This is a genomic window from Acidobacteriota bacterium (assembly GCA_016195325.1).
GTDB lineage: Bacteria > Acidobacteriota > Polarisedimenticolia > JACPZX01 > JACPZX01 > JACPZX01.
Map to the genome: position 1 here is coordinate 1 of JACPZX010000034.1, position 20,804 is coordinate 20,804.

Here is a 20,804-nt window from a genome sequence, read left to right on the forward strand (position 1 = left end):
CATCAACCGGCGCGTGCGTCGCGTCGACGGCGTCACGGGGATCATCACGACGTACGCCGGAGATGGGACCTCGACCGGGGGCGACGCCACCGGCAAGGCGATCAACGCGTCGATCCCCGAGCCCGTCGGCCTCGCCCTCGACGGCGCGGGCAACCTCTTCATCGCCGACCGCGCCGGCACGCGCATCCGGCGCGTGGACGGGAACAGCGGAAACATTCGGACGGTCGCCGGGGGCGGCTCGTCCTCCGGCGAGGGAGTGCCCGCGACCGCCGTCGAGCTCTGGGAGCCCACGGGGATCGTGGCGGACGCGGCCGGCAACATTTTCTACGCGGACGAGCAGGGGCAGCACGTGAGGCGGGTCGACGCCGCCGGCGGCACGATCAGCACCGTGGCCGGAATCGTGACCCTGAGCTGTTGCCCGGTGCCGGGGTTCGCAGGTGACGGAGGTCCCGCGCTGCAGGCGCGGATGAACCATCCCTTCGGCGTGGCGCTGATGCCGACGGGCGACGTGTTGATCGCGGATTCACTCAATCGGCGCGTGCGCGCGGCCGGCGTCCCCGCCTGCTTCGATTTCGACGGCGACGGCGCGGGAGTTCCCGGAAATGTCGCGTGCCCGAGGGGGCTCGTCCCCGACTGCGACGACACGCTGCGCCGGCGACTGCAACGACGCCGACGCGGGCGCCATCGCCTTCCCCTTCCCGGTGCGTGGCATGGACCTCGACCCGTCCCTCCCGCCGGGGGCCGACCCCCTCTTCTTCTGGCCGAGCCAGACGGCGTCGGCGGGGTCGAGCACCGTCTACGACATCTTCACGGGCGACGCCGCCGTCGTCGCGAGCTCGGGGAGCTTCGGATCCGGGACCTGCTTCGCCGACAACTACAATTCGAACTTCCTGTTCCTCACGCTTCCGACACCGCCGCCGGGGCACGCGAGCTACTTCATGGTCCGGGCGCAGAACCGCTGCCCCCTGGGGACAGGCACGTACGGAAGCATCCAGAGGGATCAGGGGACCGCGGCGAGCGCGAGCCCCTGCCCGTGACCCCCGGGGATCAGTAACCGGCCGGGGCCTTCGCGCTCTCGGGGATCGGCGACTGGAAGATCGTCCGGCCGATGAAGAAGGGGCCCATGCTCTGGATGAATTCCGAAGTCTGCCGGGTTCCCCTCATGTCCTTGATCAGCTTCGACAGGGGGTAGAGCTCCGGGCCGACGATGCCGAGGACGAACTCGTTGTCGTCGCGATCGAGGCCGTGGCACTCGAGGCGGATGTCTGCCGCCATCCCCGCCTCGCCGTACCCTCTGCCGATCGACGCGTGCTCGGCCATGATGCGCCCCTGCTCCTGCCGCGTCAGCCGGTTGAAGGCCCCGGTGCGGCGGAGGGGGTACCAGACCGCCCAGCGGTTGGATGGAGCGAGGGCGTTGCGGCGGGGGTGGTTGAGCAGCCAGTCGGCGAGGTCTCTCTCGCGCCCCAGAGCGTACGTGCGCCCCATCATCGTGAAGTCCGGGAGGGGCGTCAGCGCGGCGAAGGGAGCGCGGGCCAGCAGCTCGCGCGACGAGCGCGAGAAGACGTCGGGGTCCTGAGACATCACGAGGACGCCGATCCCCCTCGGGTCGTTCACGTCGGCGTAGACGGCGGCGTCGAGCCCGCTCCGCCTCACCGCCTCGACGGCCGGCGCCGTGTCGAGACATCCCGTGAAGACATGGAGCTGGCAGAAGAGGCGCTTCGCCAGCGTCTGAGGCACCCCCTGCTGCGGCGCCCCCGTCTCGACGAGATCCGGCGTGAATTTCTCGAGATGGTCGGTCGGTTCCATGCGCTATGCCCTCTCGTGCCCCGGGGGTGGCGCGAGTCTAACACGCCCCGCGAAAGGGCCCCCACCCCTCGCACGCGCGCCGAACGGGGTCTAGAATGAACCCGGAAGGAGAGCCCCATGAAATCCCATCGCGCGCTTCGATTTCTCGCACCCCTCGTCACGATCTTCGCCCTCATCGCCCTCCCCGCCCCGTCGCTGGCCGGCGGGGGCAACAAAGGGGGCCACGCACCTTCAGGACAGGGGGGCTCGGGGTCGGCGCCATCCCGCAACGTCGGGAGCCACGCGGTGCCGGTCGGCCCGAATGGTCACCACGGCGGGGGCACGCGCGTTGTCATCGGGGGATGGCCCTGGTGGGGGTTCGGAGTGGGCTGGGGCTGGTCCTCCTGGGGATATTACGGTTACAACCCCTGGTACTACCCGGCTTACTACCCGGGGTACGGCTATGGCTACCCCGCATCCCGCTACGGCTACCCCACCGACTCCGACGGCCCCACGGCGGCGGCGGTCGAGCTTCACATCAGCCCGCGGAAGGCCTCCGTCAAGGTCGACGGCTACGACGTCGGCCAGGCGCGTGATTTCAACAGCAGCTACACGCCTCTCTTCATCACCCCCGGCGATCACACCCTCGAGCTCTCCTATCCCGACCATCAGGTCCTGAGGCTGCGCGTGCACAGCGCGGCGGGGGAGGCGCTCGACCTTCGCTACGATCTCGCGGACGGCGAGGGGGTGGACCCGCGCTCCGAGACCGCCGAGGTCGGCGTGCCGGCCCCGCCGGCCGCGAGCTACGACGCCTCGACGACTCCCCCCTCGAACCCTCCGGCCCGTGAGAGCTCCCGCCTGAAGACGGGCTCCATCCGCATCCGCGTCGAGCCGAAGGACGCGGCCGTCTACCTCGACGGCGAGTTCCTCGGCATGGCGGACGAGCTCGGAAACCTTCACGGAGCGCTGGCGATCGCCGCCGGCGATCACACGCTCGAGGCGGTGCGCCCCGGCTACCGGACCCAATCGGTTTCCGTGACCATCGCCCCGGCGGGGTCCGAGACGGTCAAGCTCTCCCTTCAGCCCGGGACGAAGGACTGAGCCCTGGGGCGAATCGAGCGCGGCTCGTTCGCCCCTGAAGGGCGCGTCACCGGGATCGGCTCGCTCCCCTTCGTCGACGCCGGCGAAGCCGTCCGCTTCGTCGCGTCCACCGCACCTGAAATCCCCTACTGGCCCCAGCTCCCCGCCGGATCTCCGGGCGCGAGCATGGCCGACCAGCTCACCGACGCTCCGGGATTCCTGGCGTTCGAATCGGCGATGGAGGCCGGCCTCTTCCCTCGCGCCGCCGCAGTAAAAGGCCAGGTCGCAGGGCCCGTCACCCTCGCCTCGCACACCCCGCGCCACGCCGGATCCGAGCCCGCGCTTGCGGAGATGGCGCGGCGATCGGCCGCTGGCGCCTCCTGGCAGATCGAAAGGCTCACCCGGTTCGGCCACCCGGTGCTCCTCTTCTTGGACGAGCCGTCGCTCGGGAGCCTCCCCCCGGCTGAGCTCGCGGCGGGGGGACGATGCGAGCGCGCCGTCGCCTCGGTCCTGGCGGAGATACGGAAGGCCGGAGCCCTCGCGGGGCTGCACTGCTGCGCTCCACTCCCTCCCGCGTTCGTCCGGCGGGTCGATCCCGACATCTACTCGCTCGACGCGAGCGACGGCGCTCCGGGATTCTTCGACAGCGCGGACGGTTGCGCCTTCCTGGAGTCGGGGGGCCTTCTCTCCCTCGGGCTCGTGCGCACGTCGGGGGCGCCGGACGCGCGCTCCCCCGAGACGATCGTGAACGTGTGGCGCCTCGCGGCCGGTCCCTTCACGAGCCTCGTTGCGGTCGCCCGCCAATCCTTCGTCACGCCGGCCTGCGGGCTCGGCGCGCTCGAGGCGCGCCTCGCGCCGGAGGTCTTCGAGCGCGCGCGGCGGATCTCGGATCAGCTCAGGGAGATCGCCGCGCAGTCGCGCTGACCTCGCGCGTCAGTGGGAATGGCTTCCCACGACCGGCAGGCTCCTCCCCTTCGGCGCCTCGATCCCGGCGGCCGGGGCCGTCCGATCCAGCGATCGAAGCATGTCGTACGTGTAGATCCCGGTGTTGTGGGCGTCCGACCAGGTGAACTGCAGCGCGTACCGGCCCACGCTCTTCAACTCGAGCGGCCGCACGTCCATCGGAATGGTCCGGGGATCGAGCCGGGGCTCTCCCGTCCACTCGTCGACGCACAGGGCGCAGGGGCACGCGACCCTCAGGTCACGGAAGGCATACCTGCTGTCGTGCGCGTCGCTCCACTTGATCTCGACGTGCAGGTCGCCGATCTTCACCTCGGCCGGCTTGTGGCGCATCGAGACGGTCTTCTCGTTGACGATGCTGATCTCCTGCGCGAGCCGGCCGGCGATCGCCATCAACGCCTTCGCCGACGGCGCCCCCGAAGCGATCGCCTCCTCGGCGACCACGGGGATCCCGGCGTCCCCCGCGACGGTCACGGCCGCGTCGAGCGGGACCTCCCCGAGGAACGGGAAGCCGAACTCCTCCGCCGCGCGGCGACCTCCCCCCTTGCGGAAGATCTCCGTCGCCTCGCCGCAGTGGGAGCAGATGAAGGTGCTCATGTTCTCGACGATGCCGAGGATCGGGACGTGCACCTGCTCGAACATCCGGAGGCCTCTCATCGTCACGCCGACCGCGACGTCCTGGGGGGTCGTCACGATCACCGCGCCGACGAGGGGCGCCGACTGCGTCAGCGTGAGCTGCACGTCGCCGGTCCCCGGCGGCAGATCGATGAGCAGGTAGTCGAGCTCTCCCCAGTCGACCTGCCCGAGGAACTGCTGGATGAGCTTGGTCGCCATCGGCCCGCGCCAGATCACGGGCGTGTCCTTCCCCGTGAAGAGCCCCATCGAGATGAACTTGATGCCGTGCCGCTCGATGGGGCGGATCATGCCGCTCCCCGAGCCGCTGGTGTCCGGGCGCTCGGTGCCGCCGAGCATCGCCGGCACGGAGGGGCCGTAGACGTCGGCGTCCATCAGCCCGACCTTCGCCCCGGTGCGCGCGAGGGCGATGGCGAGGTTCGTCGAGACGGTGGACTTGCCGACGCCCCCCTTGCCGCTCGCGATCGCGACGGCGTTCCGGACGAGCTTCATCCCCCCCTCGAGCGGGGTCGGCCCCGCCTTCCGGACCGCAGACGTCATGTTGACGCTGACCGAGGCGACCCCCGGCAGGGCGCGGAGAAGGGCCGTCGCCTCGTCGCGCAGGCGGTCCTTCACGGGGCAGGCCGGAGTGGTCAGCTCGATGTCCAGGCTCACGGCGCCACCCTGGATGACGACGTTCTTGACGAACCCCAGCGAGACGATGTCGCGGTGGAGGTCGGGGTCCTTGACCGCTCTCAGGGCCTCGAGGATCGACTCCTCGCGCGGGCCTGCGGCTGGTGGGGTGGACATCGAAGGCTCCTTTTTGGGGTCGCGACAAATAAGGATGAAATCGGTCGGCGTTTGTCCGAATCCTACGCGCCGCCTCCAGGTCTGTCAACTTCGGGTATCCTCTCCGCGTCGCACTCGACAGGAGCCCGCCATCGACTTCGCCCGGTACGCCACGCTGCCGCTCGTCTCGAGGGTGCTCGTCTGCATCGGCTGGGCCGCGTTCTTCGCGGTCTTCGTCCTCTGCCGCCGCCCGTCGCGAGCCGGCGAGACGAAGCGGGAGCCTGCCTCCCGGTTCGGCATCTACCTCCAGATGGCCGCCTTCTGCGTCATCTGGATGATGCAGCGCCCGATTCCGCTCGCGGGGACGGCGCTCGGCCCCTTCGAGATCACTCTGGATCTCTTCGCTCCCATCGTCTCGATCGCCTCGGTGCTCTTCGGGCTGTCGGCCGTCCGCACTCTCGGCCGCCAGTGGAGTTACACGGCAAGGCTGGTGGAGGATCACCGGCTCGTGGAGGAGGGGGCGTACTCCGTGGTGCGCCACCCGATCTACACCGCGATGCTGGGGAAGCTCCTAGCGGTCGCGGCGTCCTTCGGCCACCCGGCGGGCCTGGCGATCGCCGGACCGATCTTCCTCGCCGGCACGATGATCCGCGTGCGCTCCGAGGAGAAGCTCCTCAAGGGCCAGTTCGGCGCCGGCTTCGACGCGTACGCGCGGCGCGTCCCCGCGTTCATCCCGTTCCTGAAGTGAGGCCCTGACGATGCGAGCGCTCGTGACGGGCGCGACCGGATTCATCGGCGCCGCCCTCGTGAAAAAGTTGGACCGCCCCACCATCCTCACCCGCGACCCGGCCCGGGCGCGGCGGGCCCTCGGCGACGTTTCGGCCTTCCCCTGGGAGCCGACGTCGGGGCCGCCTCCTCCCGACGCCTTCGCCGGAATCGACGTCGTCATCAACCTGGCGGGGGATCCGATCGCCGGCGGCCGCTGGACCCCCGCGCGGAAGAGGAGCATGTACGAGAGCCGCGTCCTCGGGACGCGGCACCTCGTCGAGGGGATGCGCCGTCTCTCGGCGCGGCCGAAGGCGCTGATCTCCGCGTCGGCGGTCGGGTACTACGGGGATCGCGGGGATGAGCCGCTCGACGAGGCGGCGGCACCCGGAGCCGACTATCTCGCGACCCTCTGCGTCGCCTGGGAGGGGGAGGCGGCGAAGGCCGCGGCCCTGGGCGTGCGCGTCGTCACGCCGCGCATCGGCGTCGTGCTCGGCTCGGGGGGCGGGGCGCTCGCGAAGATGCTCACGCCGTTCAGGCTGGGCGCCGGGGGCCGGCTCGGCTCCGGCCGCCAGTGGATGGCCTGGATCCACCTCGACGACGTCGTCTCGCTGCTCCTCCACGCCGCGTCGCGGGAGGATCTGACAGGGGCGATCAACGCCGCGGCCCCGGGGGCGGTGACGAACCTCGAGTTCACCCGCGAGCTGGCCGCCGCCCTGCACCGTCCGGCCATCTTCCCCGTCCCCGCGATCGGCCTGCGCGTCCTCTTCGGCGAGATGGCCGCCGTGCTCCTCGCCTCCCAGCGCGTCGTCCCCCGTGCGGCCGCTGCGAGCGGCTGCACCTTCCGCCATCCAGACCTCGCCGGCGCGCTGCGCGACATCCTGTCGTAGGACGCCGTTCGGGGACGGGCCGAAAAGCCGACAGCACCGACGAGAGGTCCTCGCTCCTCCCGGCACTCAAGTCCCGTCCCGCGGATCCGATTCAGCGTGGACGCGATCTTCGACTCCGGCGGAGTGCCCCTTGCCCGAACAGTTCCGTGTCCCCAAGCGCGAGATCCAGGTCGAGATCGTCCTGTTCGGCCAGAAGCCGGCGACGCTCAGGATCTTCCTGAACGAGCACGCCGAGGGACACACCGGCTTCGAGCGGCCGAGCGATCTCTTCAACGGCCGGGGGGTCTTCATCCCGGCGTCGGAGAAGAAGGGGGGCCTCGTCCTCCTGCGCCGGCAGGCCGTGACCTCCGTGACCGTCGCCGCGGAGGAGGAGTTCTCGGGGGGAGAGCCGCGGGCCGAGGACCTCGCGCCGGATCAGGCGACGACGATGACGGTTGAGATCGTCCTGGAGGACGCGTCTCACGCGCACGGCACGATCACCTTCCTGATGCCCGAGGGGCAGCGGAGGCTCCAGGACTTCCTGAACCTGCCGGACGACTTCCTGGTCGTGAGGGACGGGAAACAGGCCCGGCTGATCAACAAGCATCGCATCGCGCGGATCACGATCGCCGGACCGCGCTGAAGGGACCTAGAGTCCGTGCCGAACATCGATCGATTCATCCAGGCGATCCACCAGTTCCAGGCGGATCGCCTCGTCGTCGCCTCCGGCCAGCGGCTCACCCTCGTCATCGGATCGGAGATGCGCCCCGTCTCGGCGCAGCCGGCGACGTTCCAGCAGGTGCGGGACCTCCTGCGGGAGATTCAGCCGGCCGGCGCGGACACGCTCGCCGCGGGCGACGGCTCGCGGACCTTCGAGTACGCGGCGGCGGCCGGCCCGGTCCGCGTGGTCGCCACGCGCCTCGGCGACGGGATGCGCCTCGAGATCGCCCCCGTCGCGGCGGCCGCGGACGCTCCCGACGCGCCGGCCCCCGCGGCCGGGCCCCCCTCCGCTCCGGCCGCCTCGCGCCCGCTCCGCGCCGTCGGCGCCCCCGCGGCCGCACCGTCCGGCGATCCGGCGGCGGCGATGGACGCGCTCTTCCGGAAGATGGTGCAGGAAGGGTGCTCCGATCTCCACCTCACGTCGGGAAACCCGCCTCTCTACCGGAAGGACGGCGAGATCACCGCGATCGGCGACGAGGCGAGCGTTCCTGCCGAGCGGCTCGCGCAGATGCTCCTGTCGATCACCCCTCCGGATCGCCGCGAGCAGTTCGAGACGACGCACGACGCGGACTTCTCGCACCAGATCCCCGGCGTCGCGCGGTTCCGCTGCAACCTCTTCCTGGATCGGAACGGGATGGGGGGCGTCTTCCGCGTCATTCCCCACGAGATCCCCAGCGCGGAGAAGCTCGGCCTCAGCAAGCCGATCCTCGACCTGTGCCATCTCTCGAAGGGGCTCGTCGTCGTCACGGGGCCGACGGGATCCGGGAAATCGACGACGCTGGCGGCGATGGTGGACCACATCAACCGGAACCGCACGTCGCACATCATCACGATCGAGGACCCGATCGAGTTCGTCTACCCGACGCGCAGGTGCCTGATCAACCAGCGCGAGGTGGGGGCGCACACGGCCGGCTTCCGCGCGGCGCTGCGGGCCGCGCTCCGCGAGGACCCCGACATCGTCCTCGTGGGCGAGATGCGCGACCTCGAGACCGTCGCCATCGCCATCGAGACGGCCGAGACCGGCCACCTGGTCTTCGGCACGCTCCACACGAACACCGCGGCGTCGGCCCTCGATCGGATGATCGATCAGTTCCCGACGGACCGGCAGAGCCAGATCCGCGTGATGCTCTCGGAGTCGCTCCGCGGCGTCATCGCGCAGACGCTGTGCAAGAAGAAGGGGGGCGGGCGCGTCGCGGCGCTCGAGGTGCTCTTCATCAACGCCGCCGTCTCGAACCTCATCCGCGAGGGGAAGACCTTCCAGATCCCGTCGATCATGCAGACGAGCAAGGGCATGGGGATGATGACGCTCAACGACGCCCTCCTGGATCTCGTGGCGAAGGGGCTGGTGGACCCGCTGGAGGCTTACGCGAAGTCGGCGTCGAAGGCGGAGTTCAAGTCGGTCCTCGCGCGCAACGGCCACCAGGTCGAGGCGGCCTGAGCGTCCGGGCCGTTACGCCCCGTAGCGGAAGAGCGTCTCGACCTTCACCGTCGGGTGGAGGCTCTTCGCGACCGGGCAGGTGACCCCCGCCCTCTCGAGGGGGGCGCGCTGGTTCGGATCGATCTTCGTCGGGAGATCGATCGTCACGCCCAGGCGTCCGACGCGCCGGTCGGGATCGGCGATCATCTCCTTCGTGACGTGAGCGCGCGCCCCCGCGAGGTCCACGCCGTGCCGCCGCGCCCAGATCCCCATGGTGGTCATCATGCAGACGCCGAGCGACGTCGCCAGGAGATCGGTCGGCGAGAAGGCCGCCCCCTTCCCCTGGTTGTCCGCCGGCGCGTCCGTCTCGAGGACGGCGCCCGACGGCCCGTGGCGCGCCGTGCAGTGGAGATCCCCCAGATACTCGATGTCGATCTCGACCATGGCGATCTCCTTTCCCGCGTGGGACCTTCCGTCAGTCCAGCTTCTGAAGCCGCAGCGTGTACAGGTGCTTGCGATCGATCTCCCCCGCCCGCTCGATCATCGCGTCGAGATCGTCGTCGATCGAGATGAACCGGCCGCTGAGGCGGTCGGCGCGCCCCGTCGCGAGGGTGCGCACGAGCGCGGCGGCGGCGTCGGGGGGGACGTCGTGCCCTTCGTCGAAGAGGCGGGCGATGTCCGGCAGCCACCGGCGGGCGGCCTCGGAGCTCAGGACCGCGTCGGCCATCGAGGTCCTGACCGCCCCCGGCCCGACGGCGAAGGCGGAGACCCCCGTTCCGCGCGTCTCTTCGGCCAGCGTCTCGGTGAACCTCAGGAGGGCGGTCTTGGAGACGGCGTACGCCGAGAGGTTGGGAACCGGATAGGTCCCGGAGCCGCTCGCGAAGCTCACGATGCGCCCGTGCCGCCGCGCCAGCATCCCCGGGAGAACCGCGCGCGCGCAGAGGAGCGGCCCCCTGAGGTTGACCTCCATGCAGCGCCACCACTCCTCGGCGTCCACCTCGGCCAGCGGGCCGAACGGCGCGCCCATCGCGGCGCTGTTCACGAGGAGGTCGACGCGGCCGGTCTCGCGCTCGACGCGCTGGACCATCTTCTCGACGGCGCCGTCGTTGGTGACGTCGAGGGGGATCCCCGCGCCGCGCCCTCCCGCTCCCTTGATCGCCGCGACCGTCTCCTGGACCTGATCGACCGTCCGCGCGACGACCACGACCGAGGCGCCCGCCGCGGCGAGCGAGATCGCGACGGCCCGGCCGATCCCGCGGCCGCCCCCCGCGACGATCGCGACCTGGCCCTCGAGATCGGCGGCCGGGTGCTCGGGATGGGGCTTTCGATGGGGCGGCGTGCGGGGCGCCTTCTTCGGCGGCATCGTCCTCTAGGGGCCCTTCCTGGCGGGGATGGTGTCGGCGAGGGCGCACGCGAGCGCCGGCGCGAATCGTCTCACGTCAACCTCCGGCCGGACCGTCGCCGGCCGCGCGGGCCGCCTGAGGTCCCGGGAAAAAGTCGCCGGGGAGCGCTGCCGCCCCCCGGCGCCTTGAAGCCGTGCCGTTCCGGTTACTTCGCCGCGCCGAGCGTCTTCACGTGATCGGCGATCATCTTCATCTGCTCGGCGTTCAGCTTCTCCTTGAACGACGGCATCTTGTTCTTCCCGTCCGTCATCAACTTGGTGATCGACTCGACCGTCGCCGTCTTCTGGAACTCGGCGTCGTTGAAGTTCTTCGATCCCTTGCCGGTCGACTTGGCGACCCCGTCCTTGCCGTGACAGAGAGCGCACTTGGCATCGAAGAGCGTCTTCCCGTCCTCGGCCACGGCGGCCGGAACGAACGCCAGGAACAGTGCGGCAACGACGAGCAGGCAGATCGGCTTCCTCATCCTTCCTTCTCCTCTTGTCCTCCGGTGCGGAGGCGAGACGCTCCGAGCATGCGGGCGATGCGCGGGACGTGCGGACATTCTAGCGCGTGCGGACCGCCGATCGGCGGGGCGCCGTCGCCATGGCGGCTCCGGTGCCGGTCGCGGCCGGCAGGCGCTCACGGAGGATCTCCCGCACCTTCCCGGCGATCGAGGCGGCGTCGATCCCCGCCTCGGCCTGCTGGTCCTTGCGCGAGCCGTGCCCGATGAAGCGATCGGGGAGGCCGAGCCTCGAGATCGAGGAGGTCTCGAGGTGCATCTCGTTGCACGCCTCGAGCACGCAGGAGCCGAAACCGCCCATGACCTGGTGATCCTCCACCGTGACGATGGGCGTCCCCGCCTCGACGAGGCGGCGGATGAGATCGCGATCGATCGGCTTGGCGAACCGGGCGTCGTAGACCGCGACGCTGTGCCCTTCGTCGGCGAGCGTCCGCTGCGCGGCGAGCGCGCTGTTCACCGGAAAGCCGTACGCGAGGATCGCGGCGTCGCTCCCCTCCACGAGGCGGTGGGCGCGGCCCAGCTCGAACGGCGGCAGCGGACCGGGAAGGGGCTCGGGGACCTTCTCGCGCGGGTACCGGAGCGCGGACGGGCCCTGATCGTAGCCGCGCATGAACTCGAGCGCGCCCTTGAGCGTGGCCTCGTCGCGCGCCGCCATGAGGACCATCCCGGGAAGGCCCCTCAGGAAGGCCACGTCGAGGAAGCCGTGGTGGACGGCGCCGTCGCCGCCGACCAGCCCCGCACGATCCATGCAGAAGCGCACGGGCAGGCTCTGCAGCGACACCTCCTGGAAGGCCTGGTCGAAGGCGCGCTGCATGAAGGTCGAGTAGATGACGGCGAAGGGGCGCATCCCCGTCTTCGCCATCCCGGCGCACATGTCGACGCCGTGGGACTCGGCGATCCCCACGTCGAAGGCGCGCTCCGGGAACTGCGGGATGACCTTCGAGAGGCCGGTGCCGTCCGCCATGCCGGCGGTGACGGCCACGACCTTCGGGTCGCGGTTCATGAGATCTATCATCGCCTCGCCGAAGGCCGCGGTGAACGAGCGCCCCCCCTTGTCGAGCTCGACGCGGCAGCCGTTCACCTTGAACGGGGACGGCGAGTGGAACGTCGTGGGATCCTCGGACGAGAAGTCGAACCCCTTCCCCTTCACGGTCTTGACGTGCAGGAGGACCGGGCGATCGATCTCCTTGACCTCCTTCAGCATCTCGATGAGAACGCCGATGTCGTGGCCGTCGATCGGGCCGATGCACGTGAGGCCGAAGTGATCGAAGAGGTGCGTGTGATCGAGGGCCGCCTTCGTCACCTCGCCGAGGCGGTGGTACATCTCCTCGAGGGCATGCCCCGCCGGCACGTGCTTCAGCACGCCGCGCGCGCGGTCCTTCAGGTCGGTGAAGCGCTGGCTCAGGCGGATCTTGTCGAAGTAGCCCGCGAGCGCCCCCTGCGGCTTGCCGATCGACATCCCGTTGTCGTTGAGGACGACGAGGAACTGGCGCTTCAGCGTGCCCGCGTTGTTGAGCCCCTCGAGGGAGACGCCGTTCACGATGGCCGCGTCGCCGACCAGGACGACCGCCTTGCGATCGGCCTCGCCGCCGAGGAGGTCGCCGCGCGCCATGCCGATCGCCGTCGAGACACCCGTGCCCGCGTGGCCGACGCTGAAGAGATCGTACGGGCTCTCCTGGGGCTCCGGGAAGCCGGACATCCCGCCGCGCTGGCGCAGCTTGTCGAGGAGCGGCCTCCTCCCGGTGAGGAGCTTGTGGGTGTAGCACTGGTGGCCGACGTCGAAGAGGAGCCGGTCGTGCCCGAAGTCGAAGACGTAGTGCAGCGCGATGGTCAGCTCGACGACCCCGAGGTTCGGGGCGAGGTGCCCTCCGCTCCTCGCCACCTGGTCGCAGATCGCGGTGCGGATGCGGGTGGCGAGATCCGTGAGCTGAGGAATCGTCATGGCCTTCAGCTTCGCCGGAGTCAGCGTCTCGTCGAGAACGGTCTTGCTATCCATTCGGGCCCCTTTCCGGGCGACGGCCCGGGTCGATTTCGAAAAGCCGGGCCGCCGCGCCGCGCGCGAGGGCCTCGTGGAGCGCGGCGACGAGCGCCGTGACCTCCGCCCGGGTGATCTTCGCCCCGGGGCCGCGCTCCTCCACCCGATCGAGCGTCGCGCGGGCGAGGAGAATGGGAAGAGCGGTGAACGCGACGATGCCGCGATCGGCGGACACGCTCTCGAGCCTCCCGCAGTATCCGGCCGCGATCCCGAGATCGAGGCGCGCGTGCGAGAAGACCTGAGAGCGGCTCAGCCCGTCGGGAAGGTAGTGGCGCCCCTCGACGGCGTCGGCGGCCGTGTCCTTCAGAATGTTCACGAGCTGCAGGGCCTCCCCGAACGCGGCGGCATCCCGCCTCAGGTCCGCGGCCACCCCCGCGACCCCTCCCCCCGTCAGGAGGAAGAGCTCGGTCAGCATCTCACCCACGATCCCTGCGACAGCGTAACAGTATGCCTTCAGATCGGCCAGATCGCGAAGGCGCAGGACCCCCTGCTCCTCCCGCGCGACGAAGGCCGCCATGGCGCGGCAGGTCCGGGCGGTGTGGGAGGCGACCAGGCTGAAGGCTTGAGGCGACATCGCGGACGCCGCCCGCATCACCTCGGGGAAATCGCGCAGCAGCTCGACGTACCCAGCGTGCTCGAGCGGAGGGTCCGCCACCCACCGGGTCGCGAGATCCGACGCCCCCGCGCCCGACGGCCTCTCGAGAAACCGCGCGAGACCCTCGAGCTCGAGGAGCTTCTTCTCCCGGGCCCAGAGCGTGGAGTCCTCGAGTGAGTCAGCCACCCTGAAGAGCAGGTAGGCGACCGTGACCTCGCGGCGCGTCGGCTCCCCCAGAAGGGGGATCGTCAACGCGAAGGTGCGACTGCTCGCCTGAAGGAGATGATCCAGCAACGGGGACTCCGTGCGCACCGCGGCGGCGCCGTGCGAGCTAGTCAAGGTCCGCACCCACGGGATTGAGCGGCGCGCGCCTGAGATCCGCGAGGGACCCCGCGCCGACGCAGAACATCGTGGTCTTCAGCTCCTCGACGAACCGGCGGACCAGATCGATGACCTCCACGCCCGATCGGTCGGCCGCCTGCAGGAACCGGTGGGCGACGCCGACGAGATCGGCCCCCGAGGCGATCGCCTTCGCCGCGTCCACGCCGTGCCGCACACCTCCGCTGCCGATGATCGTGAGGCCGGGCAGGCCGCGAAGCCGGCGGATCGCCACGGGCGTCGGGATCCCCCATTCGGCGAAGCGATCCCCCCTCTCGGCGTCGTCCGCCCTCGCCGCCTCGATCCGCGCCCAGCTCGTCCCGCCCGCGCCGGCCGTGTCGAGGATGCGCACGCCGGCCAGGAGGAGCTGCTCGGCCACGTCCCTGGAGATCCCGCAGCCGATCTCCTTGACGATGACGGGGAACTCCAGGTCTCGCGCGACGGCGGCGATCTTCGCGAGGAGGCCCGCGAAGTTCCGCTGCCCCTCCGGCTGGATCGCCTCCTGCAACGGGTTGAGGTGGAGCACCAGCGCGTCGGCGTCGATCATCTCGACGGCGCGGCGGCATTCGGCGGGGCCGAACCCGTAGTTGAGCTGCACGGCGCCGAGGTTCGCGAGGATCGGCACCGAGGGGGCGACCGGGCGGATGCGGAACGAGGCCTCGGTGGCGGGATCCTCGAACGCCTTGCGCTGCGAGCCGACCCCCACGGCGATGCCGCAGGATTCCGCCGCCGACGCGAGGTTCCGGTTGATGCGCGTCGCGTCCTTCGTCCCGCCGGTCATGCACGAGATGAGGATCGGCGCCGCCAGGCGGTGGCCCAGGAACTCGCACGACACGTCGATGGCGTCGAAGTCGACCTCGGGGAGCGCCCGGTGCTCGAACCGGTAATCGTCGAAGGGGTTCCGGGCGGGGCGCAGGGCGGGATCGAGCGCGAGCCGGATGTGCTCGGCCTTCCGGTCCCTCGGCTCGGGCCGCGCGGCCGCCGGGAAGCGCTTGCGGATTGCGACCGGCTTGACGGGGCTCACCGCGCGCCTCCCGCGAGGACCGCGCGCGCCGCGCGGGCAAGATCCGCGGCCCCGGACTTCATCCGCCCCCGGAGCGCCCAGAGCGGCGCGATGAGCGACGGCCGGCGCAGCGCCGCGAGAGCGACGCGCGTCCGATCGACGCCCCCGTCGCGATCCCGGAGGGCGTTGAAGTCGAGCGGCAGCGCCTCGCCGGCGGCGTCGGAGATGGATCGCAGGATGAGGTACGGGATCCCGGCTTCCGCCGCCCCCCTGGCGAAGGCGGCGCTCTCCAGGTCGACTGCGGCGGCGTCCCTGCCGGGAAGCGCCGCGAGAGCCCGCGCTTTCGAAGACGGCGTGACGAGGATTTCGGGGACGGACACCAGCGTCGCGGGAGTCGCCCCCGCGTCGCGCACGGCGCGGGCCATCCACGCGGCGTCGGGAGCGGGGACGGCGCCGCCGGACTCGTTCACTTCGCGCGCCACGACGAGGCGGCCGGCCGCGAGGGAGGGGGTCAGCCCTCCGGCGAGGCCGACGACGAGAAGTCGGGAGATGGGGATGGCGTCGAGGATCGCGCGGAGGCCGCGGGCCGCCCGCGCCGCGCCGTCGCCGGTGCTCGCGATGACGGCGGGTATCCCGTCGAGGCGGCCGAGGGCGGCATCGCAGCCGCCGAGCCTGAGGCGGCGCGCGGTCACCAGCGCCTTCCGCAGCGGGGCGATCTCCTCGGGAAGGGCGGCGATGACGAGAATCGGGCCCGTGACGGCGCTCTGCGGGCGGACGGCGGCCCCGATCGCGCTCAAGCGGCCTCCCCGGTCACGTATCCGCTTTGCCGGAACCACGCAACCGCCCGCCTGAGGGGCTCTTCCACCGGAGTCTGGGGCAATCCGAGCTCGCGCACGGCCTTGCCCGGATCGAAGAACATCTTCTTGCGCGAGAGCCTCACCGCGTCGAGCTCGAACCGCGGCGCCCCTCCGCGCATCCTCGCGAGCCCCGTGTCGATGGCCGCGACGGTGAGAGGCACCCAGTGCGGCACGCGCATCCGCGGCGCCCTGAGCCCCGCGATGCCGGCGAGCATCCCGAGGATCTCCTTCAGCTCCATGTTGCGGCAGCCCAGGATGTACTTCTCGCCGACGCGCCCGCGCTCCATCGCCAGGATGTGCCCCGCCGCGGCGTCGCGCACGTCGATGAGGTTCAGTCCGGTGTCGACGTACGCCGGGATCCGGCCGCGCAGGAAGTCGAGGATCATCCGGCCGGTCGCGGTGGGCTTCACGTCGCGCTCTCCCACCGGGGTCGAGGGGTTCACGATGACGACGGGGAGCCCCTTCGCCGCCCACTCCTCGGCGACGCGCTCGGCGAGAAACTTGCTCCTCTTGTAGTGCCCGACCATGTCGTCGATCGTCACCGGGGCGCGCTCGTCGGCGGGAGCCCCCGACGCGTGGAGGCCGAGGGCGCCGACGGTGCTCGTGTAGACGACGCGCTTCACGCCGGCCTGCGCCGCGGCGCGCATGACGTGGCGCGTTCCCTCCACGTTCGCCCCGTACATGGCGGAGGGGTTCGGGACGTACAGCCGGTAGTCGGCGGCGCAGTGGTAGACCGCCTCGGTTCCCTCGACGGCGCGCGACACGGCGTCGGGATCCGTCAGGTCCCCCTTCGCGATCTCGACGGGGCGCCCCGCGAGCAGCCCCGCGCTCTCGGGGCGGACGAAGCACCTCACGGCGTCCCCGCGGGCGAGGAGCGCCTCCATCAGATGCCAGCCGACGAACCCCGTCGCCCCCGTGACGCAGACCTTCATCCGAGCCCTCCCGCTCCTCAGCCGAGCAGGTTCCACGCGGCGAGCCGCACCATCTCCTTCGGGCTCTGGCGAGCCTCCCTCACCCCGGAGGCCTCGAACCCGGAGTGCATCGCGCAGTTCTGGCAGCGATCGTCCTGGCGCGACTCCCAGTACTTCCAGTCGGTCCCGGTCCAGAACTCGTCCCACGAGTGCGTGTACTTCTGGCCGATGAGGTAGCAGGGGCCCTTCCACCCGCGAGGGGTGTAGGTGACGGTGCTCCACGGCGAGCACTTGAGATCCCGGAGGCCCGCCGCGAACTCGAGGAACATCGGGGTCGAGGTGAGGCGGTAGTGCTTCGAGAAGCCCAGGATCTTCTTGAACTTCTTGTGGATCTCGTCGCGCGTCAGGAAGATGTTCTGCTCCACCGACTCGTAGTGGTACCCCGGCGCCACGAGCATCCCGTCGACCCCGGGGCTGCGCGTCAGCTCGCACAGGGCCTTCACCTCGCCGATCTCGGTGTCCTTGAAGACCGTCGTGTTGGTCATGACGTGGTACCCGCGCTTCTTCCCCTCGCGGATCATCTCGACGGCCTTGTCGAAGACCCCCTCGCTCGCGCAGACGCGATCGTGCGTCTTCCGCATCCCGTCGAGATGGACGTTGATCGTGAGGCGCTTGTGCGGTGGGATCACCCCGTAGACCTTGGTGTCGAGGAGCAGGGCGTTGGTGCACAAATAGATGTGGCGCTTCCTGGCGATGATCCCCGCGACCAGCTCCGGGAGCTCGGGGAAGATCGTCGGCTCGCCTCCGCAGATCGAGACGCCCGGAGCGCCGCTGTCGTCCACGGCCTTGAGGCACTGCTCGAGCGAGAGACGGTCGGCCACCTTGCCGGTGTGGCGCTCGGTGGCGCAGCCGATGCAGGCGAGGTTGCAGGCGTACAGGGGCTCGAGCATCAGCACGTAGGGGTATCGGCGGTTCCCGCGAAGGGCCTGGCGGGCCTGGTGCCAGATCGTGTCGGTCGTGATGTGGAGCGGGAATCTCATCGGGCGTGATCTCCGGTGTGGACGAGGTGCAGGTGCTTTCTCTCCGTGGACTCGGCGCGCGCGCGGCGGTGACGCGGCTCGTGGCGCGCGAACTCCCCGAGCGCGAGCAGCGGGAAGTAGACGGGGTAGAGGTGGTATCTCAGGTAGAAGACGCGCGGGAAGCCCGTGCCCGTCCACTCCTCCTCGGGCCAGGCGCCGTTCTCGGCCTGACGCGCCAGGAGGAACCGGACGCCGCGGCGCACCGACTCGGCGTCGCGCTCGCCCGCCGCGATCAGCCCGAGCACCGCCCACGCCGTTTGCGACGGCGTGCTCGGCCCCTTGCCGCGCTCGGACGGGTTCTCGTACGACGCGAGCGATTCGCCCCATCCGCCGTCGGCGTTCTGCACCGACTTGAGCCACGCCGCTCCCCGCCGGACCGCGCCGTCTCCGGGCTTGAGCCCGATCCGCGACAGGCCCCAGAGCGCGAGGTAGGTGCCGTAGAGGTAGTTGCACCCCCACCGGCCGAACCAGGCGCCGTCCGGCTCCTGGTGGCGCTTCATGAACCGGATGGCGCGCCGCGCGGGAGGGTAATCGGCGCCGAAGCCTATCTCGGCCATCGCCTCGAGCCCGCGCGCCGTCAGGTCGGCGGTGCTCGGATCGATCATCGCGTTGTGATCGGCGAACGGGACCTTGGTGAGGATCTCCTTGTCGCAGCCGCGATCGAACGCGGCCCAGCCGCCGTCGGCGTTCTGCATGCCGAGGTGCCACTCGTGCCCCTCGTAGATCGCGCGCTGGCAGCGGGAGTGCTCCGTCGCGCGCGGCATCTCGACCTTCGAGAGGGACGTCAGGACCTGCGCGGTCGTGTCGCAGTCCGGATAGAACGGGTTGGCGTACTCGAAGTACCAGCCGGCGGGAACCCTCTTGTCGTGTCCCTTGTCCTTCGTGACGGCCCAGTCGCCCCGGTGATCTCCCCGGCGATCGAGGAGCCACCGCGCCGCCTTCACGACCGACGGAGAGTCGGGAGGCAGGCCCGATCCGACCATCGCGTTCAGCGCGTAGGCGGTGTCCCACACGGGGGAGAAGCACGGCTGGAGCCGCAGCGTCGTCTCCTCCTCGATCTCGAGCCGCTCGAGCTGCCGGACCTGCGCCTGAACGGCCGGATGCGCCGGGGCGTACCCGCGCGCGCAGAGGGCGTAGATGGTGTTGACGATCGGCGGGAAAATCGCCCCGAGGCCGTCGCTCGACTCGAGCCGCTCGAGCGTCCAGCGCTCGGCCCTCTCGAGGGCGATCTCGCGGAGCTTCCCGTACGGGAGCTGCTCGAGGCGCTTCACCACCGCGTCGACCGCGTAGAAGAACGAGGTCCACGCGCTCCGCTTCGGCTTCGGGGGGCGGTCGGAGATGAGATCCTGGATCGACGCCTGCGGCGGCACGGGGCACTTCGGCCGGCGGGCGCTGATGATGCTGAGCGGGACGAGGATGGCCCGCGACCAGGACGACATCTGATAGATGTTGAGGTAGAACTTGCGGGGGAAGAGGATCAGCTCCGGTGGAACCGACGGGCACTTCTCCCACGGGTACTGGCAGAAGATGGCGAGATAGATCTTGGTGAAGGAGTTGCAGGCCTCGAGGCCCCCCTTCGCGAGAATCGCGCGGCGCGCCCGCTCCATGTGCGGCTCGTTGGGGTTGTCCCCGAGGAGCTTCAGCGCGAAGTACGCCTTGGTGGAGGCGCTGACGTCGACGGGGCCGCCGGGATAGACCGACCATCCGCCGTGCCCGGCCTGCTTGCCCCGAAGGAAGCTGGCCGCCTTCCAGACCTTCTCCTCGTGAGCCCGCCCGAGGAAGTACATGAGCATCACGTACTCTGACTCGAGGATCGTGTCCCCCTCGAGCTCGCCGCACCAGTGCCCGTCCTCGGCCTGGATCGACAGGAGGTAACGCTGCGCGGCGGCGATCGCCTGATCGAGGTGATTCTCGGATTCGACGACCCCGCCCGGCGAGGGTGCCGGCGACGGGGATCCGGATCCAGTTAGCTGAAGCTCGGCCATGCCTGTCTCTCTCCGAACCAGTCCCTTGGAATCAAAGCGCACGCGGGGCGTGTGATGCTAGCCGGGGTTACGCTGTTAACGGAAGGGGGAAAAGAAGAAAAAGGGATCAAAGGGTCGTCGTGCGATTAAATCGTCTGAAATCAGTCTTTTCGAGACGACGCGCCGCCGCGGGACCCCGGGATCGATGTTAACGCCCGCCGACATCGCGGAACCCCCACCCGTCGCGGCTTTTCAGGGAGGATGGTAGAGTGAGGGACCCATGAGCGACCTGAAGGTCCGGATCTCGAGCGCGGCGCACCATCTTTTTCTCACCGAGGGGGTCGAGGGGGTCTCGATGCGGAAGATCGCCGACCGCGTCGGCGTCACCGCGACCGCGATCTACCGCCATTACAAGGACAAGGACGAGATCCTCGACGAGCTGATCAGCGCGGGGCTCGCGATGCTCTCGGCCTACCTGGACCCGGCGCTGAACGCGCCGGATCCTTACCAGAGGCTCTCGGGGCTGATCGACGCCTACCTCACGTTCGCCCTCGAGCAGCCGCGATACTTCGATCTCGCCTTCCTGGTCCCGAGCCCCGCGACGCGGCTCTCGGAGGAGCTCGAGAGGCACAATCGCTCGACCTTCAAGGTCGCCGTCGAGCAGGTGGCGATATGCATGGAGATGGGGATCTTCAAGAGGGCGGATCCGATCGAGACGGCGGTCTTCCTCTGGTCGACGGCTCACGGGCTCGTCACGCTGCACCGCATGAACCGGTTCGGCGGCGACGTCGCGCAGTTCCGGAAGATCTATCGCACGACCGTCGATCGGGCGATCCAGGCGCTGAGGGCCGACCCCCTCACGCCACCGTCGTGACCTTCTCGTAGGCGACCAGCACAAGATCGTTGTCGGTCAGCTCGTAGGGCTTGCACCGGACGACGTCCCCCGGCTCGAACGGCCATTCCTCGCCGGCGGCGGCCGACTTCTTACCTGTGATCCGGTACACGTCGTCGCCGAGGCGCGCGGCCGTCACGGGGCGCCACGATTTTCCGCCGCGCGTCGTCACGCTGATGTAGATCGTCGTC

The 20,804-nt window shown here is 70.3% G+C and carries 22 protein-coding genes; 8 read left to right on the forward strand and 14 right to left on the reverse strand.

What is annotated here, in order from left to right; translation table 11 throughout:
* Positions 1 to 324: 324 nt before the first annotated feature.
* Complete coding sequence (locus HY049_08025) at positions 325 to 531, reverse strand: hypothetical protein (GenBank protein ID MBI3448844.1); 207 nt, start codon at positions 529 to 531, stop codon at positions 325 to 327.
* A gap of 71 nt (positions 532 to 602) precedes the next feature.
* Here HY049_08025 and HY049_08030 point away from each other — a divergent pair, with 71 nt between their 5' ends.
* Entirely contained in the window at positions 603 to 1,037 is a 435-nt protein-coding gene (locus tag HY049_08030) for a hypothetical protein (protein MBI3448845.1), read from the forward strand.
* A 10-nt stretch (positions 1,038 to 1,047) separates the two neighbouring features.
* Here HY049_08030 and HY049_08035 read toward each other — a convergent pair whose 3' ends face one another.
* The gene (locus HY049_08035; GenBank protein MBI3448846.1) at positions 1,048 to 1,806 is read right to left on the reverse strand and encodes a chlorite dismutase family protein; all 759 of its coding nucleotides are present in this window, start codon (positions 1,804 to 1,806) and stop codon (positions 1,048 to 1,050) included.
* A gap of 117 nt (positions 1,807 to 1,923) precedes the next feature.
* Between HY049_08035 and HY049_08040 the strand changes: the two genes are divergently transcribed.
* Positions 1,924 to 2,886, forward strand: coding sequence for a PEGA domain-containing protein (locus tag HY049_08040; GenBank protein ID MBI3448847.1), 963 nt, complete (start codon positions 1,924 to 1,926; stop codon positions 2,884 to 2,886).
* A gap of 165 nt (positions 2,887 to 3,051) precedes the next feature.
* Positions 3,052 to 3,789 (forward strand): hypothetical protein, encoded by a 738-nt coding sequence (locus HY049_08045; GenBank protein MBI3448848.1) that lies wholly within the window; start codon positions 3,052 to 3,054, stop codon positions 3,787 to 3,789.
* A 9-nt stretch (positions 3,790 to 3,798) separates the two neighbouring features.
* On the opposite strand, the gene HY049_08050 is transcribed toward HY049_08045, so the two are convergent.
* Positions 3,799 to 5,247, reverse strand: coding sequence for a P-loop NTPase (locus HY049_08050; GenBank protein ID MBI3448849.1), 1,449 nt, complete (start codon positions 5,245 to 5,247; stop codon positions 3,799 to 3,801).
* 172 nt (positions 5,248 to 5,419) lie between these two features.
* Here HY049_08050 and HY049_08055 point away from each other — a divergent pair, with 172 nt between their 5' ends.
* The 4 genes from HY049_08055 (at position 5,420) to HY049_08070 (ending at position 9,018) form a co-directional block, all read left to right on the forward strand.
* Positions 5,420 to 5,974 (forward strand): isoprenylcysteine carboxylmethyltransferase family protein, encoded by a 555-nt coding sequence (locus HY049_08055; protein MBI3448850.1) that lies wholly within the window; start codon positions 5,420 to 5,422, stop codon positions 5,972 to 5,974.
* 10 nt (positions 5,975 to 5,984) lie between these two features.
* A complete protein-coding gene (locus HY049_08060; protein MBI3448851.1) occupies positions 5,985 to 6,881 on the forward strand; it encodes a TIGR01777 family protein in 897 nt (298 codons plus the stop codon).
* Positions 6,882 to 7,011: 130 nt separating this feature from the next.
* A complete protein-coding gene (locus HY049_08065; protein MBI3448852.1) occupies positions 7,012 to 7,503 on the forward strand; it encodes a hypothetical protein in 492 nt (163 codons plus the stop codon).
* 117 nt (positions 7,504 to 7,620) lie between these two features.
* Complete coding sequence (locus HY049_08070; GenBank protein ID MBI3448853.1) at positions 7,621 to 9,018, forward strand: type IV pilus twitching motility protein PilT; 1,398 nt, start codon at positions 7,621 to 7,623, stop codon at positions 9,016 to 9,018.
* Between the two features lie 12 nt (positions 9,019 to 9,030).
* Here HY049_08070 and HY049_08075 read toward each other — a convergent pair whose 3' ends face one another.
* The 10 genes from HY049_08075 to shc form a co-directional block, all read right to left on the reverse strand.
* Entirely contained in the window at positions 9,031 to 9,441 is a 411-nt protein-coding gene (locus tag HY049_08075) for an OsmC family protein (protein ID MBI3448854.1), read from the reverse strand.
* A gap of 31 nt (positions 9,442 to 9,472) precedes the next feature.
* Positions 9,473 to 10,360, reverse strand: a complete 888-nt coding sequence (locus HY049_08080; protein MBI3448855.1) for an SDR family oxidoreductase — start codon at positions 10,358 to 10,360, stop codon at positions 9,473 to 9,475.
* 185 nt (positions 10,361 to 10,545) lie between these two features.
* Entirely contained in the window at positions 10,546 to 10,863 is a 318-nt protein-coding gene (locus HY049_08085; protein MBI3448856.1) for a c-type cytochrome, read from the reverse strand.
* A 79-nt stretch (positions 10,864 to 10,942) separates the two neighbouring features.
* Entirely contained in the window at positions 10,943 to 12,895 is a 1,953-nt protein-coding gene (locus HY049_08090; GenBank protein ID MBI3448857.1) for a 1-deoxy-D-xylulose-5-phosphate synthase, read from the reverse strand.
* On the reverse strand, positions 12,888 to 13,823 hold the full coding sequence (locus tag HY049_08095) for a squalene/phytoene synthase family protein (protein MBI3448858.1): 936 nt from the start codon (positions 13,821 to 13,823) through the stop codon (positions 12,888 to 12,890). Before HY049_08095 ends, HY049_08090 begins: the two co-directional genes overlap by 8 nt.
* Positions 13,824 to 13,860: 37 nt before the next feature.
* Complete coding sequence (locus tag HY049_08100) at positions 13,861 to 14,907, reverse strand: type 2 isopentenyl-diphosphate Delta-isomerase (GenBank protein ID MBI3448859.1); 1,047 nt, start codon at positions 14,905 to 14,907, stop codon at positions 13,861 to 13,863.
* Positions 14,908 to 14,927: 20 nt separating this feature from the next.
* Positions 14,928 to 15,707, reverse strand: a complete 780-nt coding sequence (locus HY049_08105; GenBank protein MBI3448860.1) for a hypothetical protein — start codon at positions 15,705 to 15,707, stop codon at positions 14,928 to 14,930.
* Complete coding sequence (locus HY049_08110) at positions 15,704 to 16,699, reverse strand: NAD-dependent epimerase/dehydratase family protein (protein ID MBI3448861.1); 996 nt, start codon at positions 16,697 to 16,699, stop codon at positions 15,704 to 15,706. Before HY049_08110 ends, HY049_08105 begins: the two co-directional genes overlap by 4 nt.
* Before the next feature lie 17 nt (positions 16,700 to 16,716).
* Positions 16,717 to 17,718 (reverse strand): adenosyl-hopene transferase HpnH, encoded by a 1,002-nt coding sequence (gene hpnH / locus HY049_08115; protein MBI3448862.1) that lies wholly within the window; start codon positions 17,716 to 17,718, stop codon positions 16,717 to 16,719.
* Positions 17,715 to 19,742 carry a squalene--hopene cyclase gene (gene shc, locus HY049_08120; protein ID MBI3448863.1) on the reverse strand — a complete coding sequence of 676 codons (2,028 nt, stop codon included), beginning with the start codon at positions 19,740 to 19,742 and terminating at the stop codon, positions 17,715 to 17,717. The genes hpnH and shc overlap by 4 nt, the downstream gene beginning before the upstream one ends.
* Before the next feature lie 259 nt (positions 19,743 to 20,001).
* Here shc and HY049_08125 point away from each other — a divergent pair, with 259 nt between their 5' ends.
* Positions 20,002 to 20,595, forward strand: a complete 594-nt coding sequence (locus HY049_08125; protein ID MBI3448864.1) for a TetR/AcrR family transcriptional regulator — start codon at positions 20,002 to 20,004, stop codon at positions 20,593 to 20,595.
* On the opposite strand, the gene HY049_08130 is transcribed toward HY049_08125, so the two are convergent.
* On the reverse strand, positions 20,579 to 20,785 hold the full coding sequence (locus tag HY049_08130; protein ID MBI3448865.1) for a hypothetical protein: 207 nt from the start codon (positions 20,783 to 20,785) through the stop codon (positions 20,579 to 20,581). The two genes, HY049_08125 and HY049_08130, sit on opposite strands and share 17 nt — an antisense overlap.
* Positions 20,786 to 20,804 lie beyond the last annotated feature (19 nt).

Bases quoted from the DNA above. Each gene is read 5' to 3' on its own strand.
- HY049_08030 (MBI3448845.1), top strand. From the start codon at position 603: ATGTCGCGTGCCCGAGGGGGCTCGTCCCCGACTGCGACGACACGCTGC.
- HY049_08035 (MBI3448846.1), bottom strand. From the start codon at position 1,806: ATGGAACCGACCGACCATCTCGAGAAATTCACGCCGGATCTCGTCGAG.
- HY049_08040 (MBI3448847.1), top strand. From the start codon at position 1,924: ATGAAATCCCATCGCGCGCTTCGATTTCTCGCACCCCTCGTCACGATC.
- HY049_08045 (MBI3448848.1), top strand. From the start codon at position 3,052: ATGGCCGACCAGCTCACCGACGCTCCGGGATTCCTGGCGTTCGAATCG.
- HY049_08050 (MBI3448849.1), bottom strand. From the start codon at position 5,247: ATGTCCACCCCACCAGCCGCAGGCCCGCGCGAGGAGTCGATCCTCGAG.
- HY049_08060 (MBI3448851.1), top strand. From the start codon at position 5,985: ATGCGAGCGCTCGTGACGGGCGCGACCGGATTCATCGGCGCCGCCCTC.
- HY049_08070 (MBI3448853.1), top strand. From the start codon at position 7,621: ATGCGCCCCGTCTCGGCGCAGCCGGCGACGTTCCAGCAGGTGCGGGAC.
- HY049_08075 (MBI3448854.1), bottom strand. From the start codon at position 9,441: ATGGTCGAGATCGACATCGAGTATCTGGGGGATCTCCACTGCACGGCG.
- HY049_08080 (MBI3448855.1), bottom strand. From the start codon at position 10,360: ATGCCGCCGAAGAAGGCGCCCCGCACGCCGCCCCATCGAAAGCCCCAT.
- HY049_08085 (MBI3448856.1), bottom strand. From the start codon at position 10,863: ATGAGGAAGCCGATCTGCCTGCTCGTCGTTGCCGCACTGTTCCTGGCG.
- HY049_08090 (MBI3448857.1), bottom strand. From the start codon at position 12,895: ATGGATAGCAAGACCGTTCTCGACGAGACGCTGACTCCGGCGAAGCTG.
- HY049_08110 (MBI3448861.1), bottom strand. From the start codon at position 16,699: ATGAAGGTCTGCGTCACGGGGGCGACGGGGTTCGTCGGCTGGCATCTG.
- hpnH (MBI3448862.1), bottom strand. From the start codon at position 17,718: ATGAGATTCCCGCTCCACATCACGACCGACACGATCTGGCACCAGGCC.
- shc (MBI3448863.1), bottom strand. From the start codon at position 19,742: ATGGCCGAGCTTCAGCTAACTGGATCCGGATCCCCGTCGCCGGCACCC.
- HY049_08125 (MBI3448864.1), top strand. From the start codon at position 20,002: ATGAGCGACCTGAAGGTCCGGATCTCGAGCGCGGCGCACCATCTTTTT.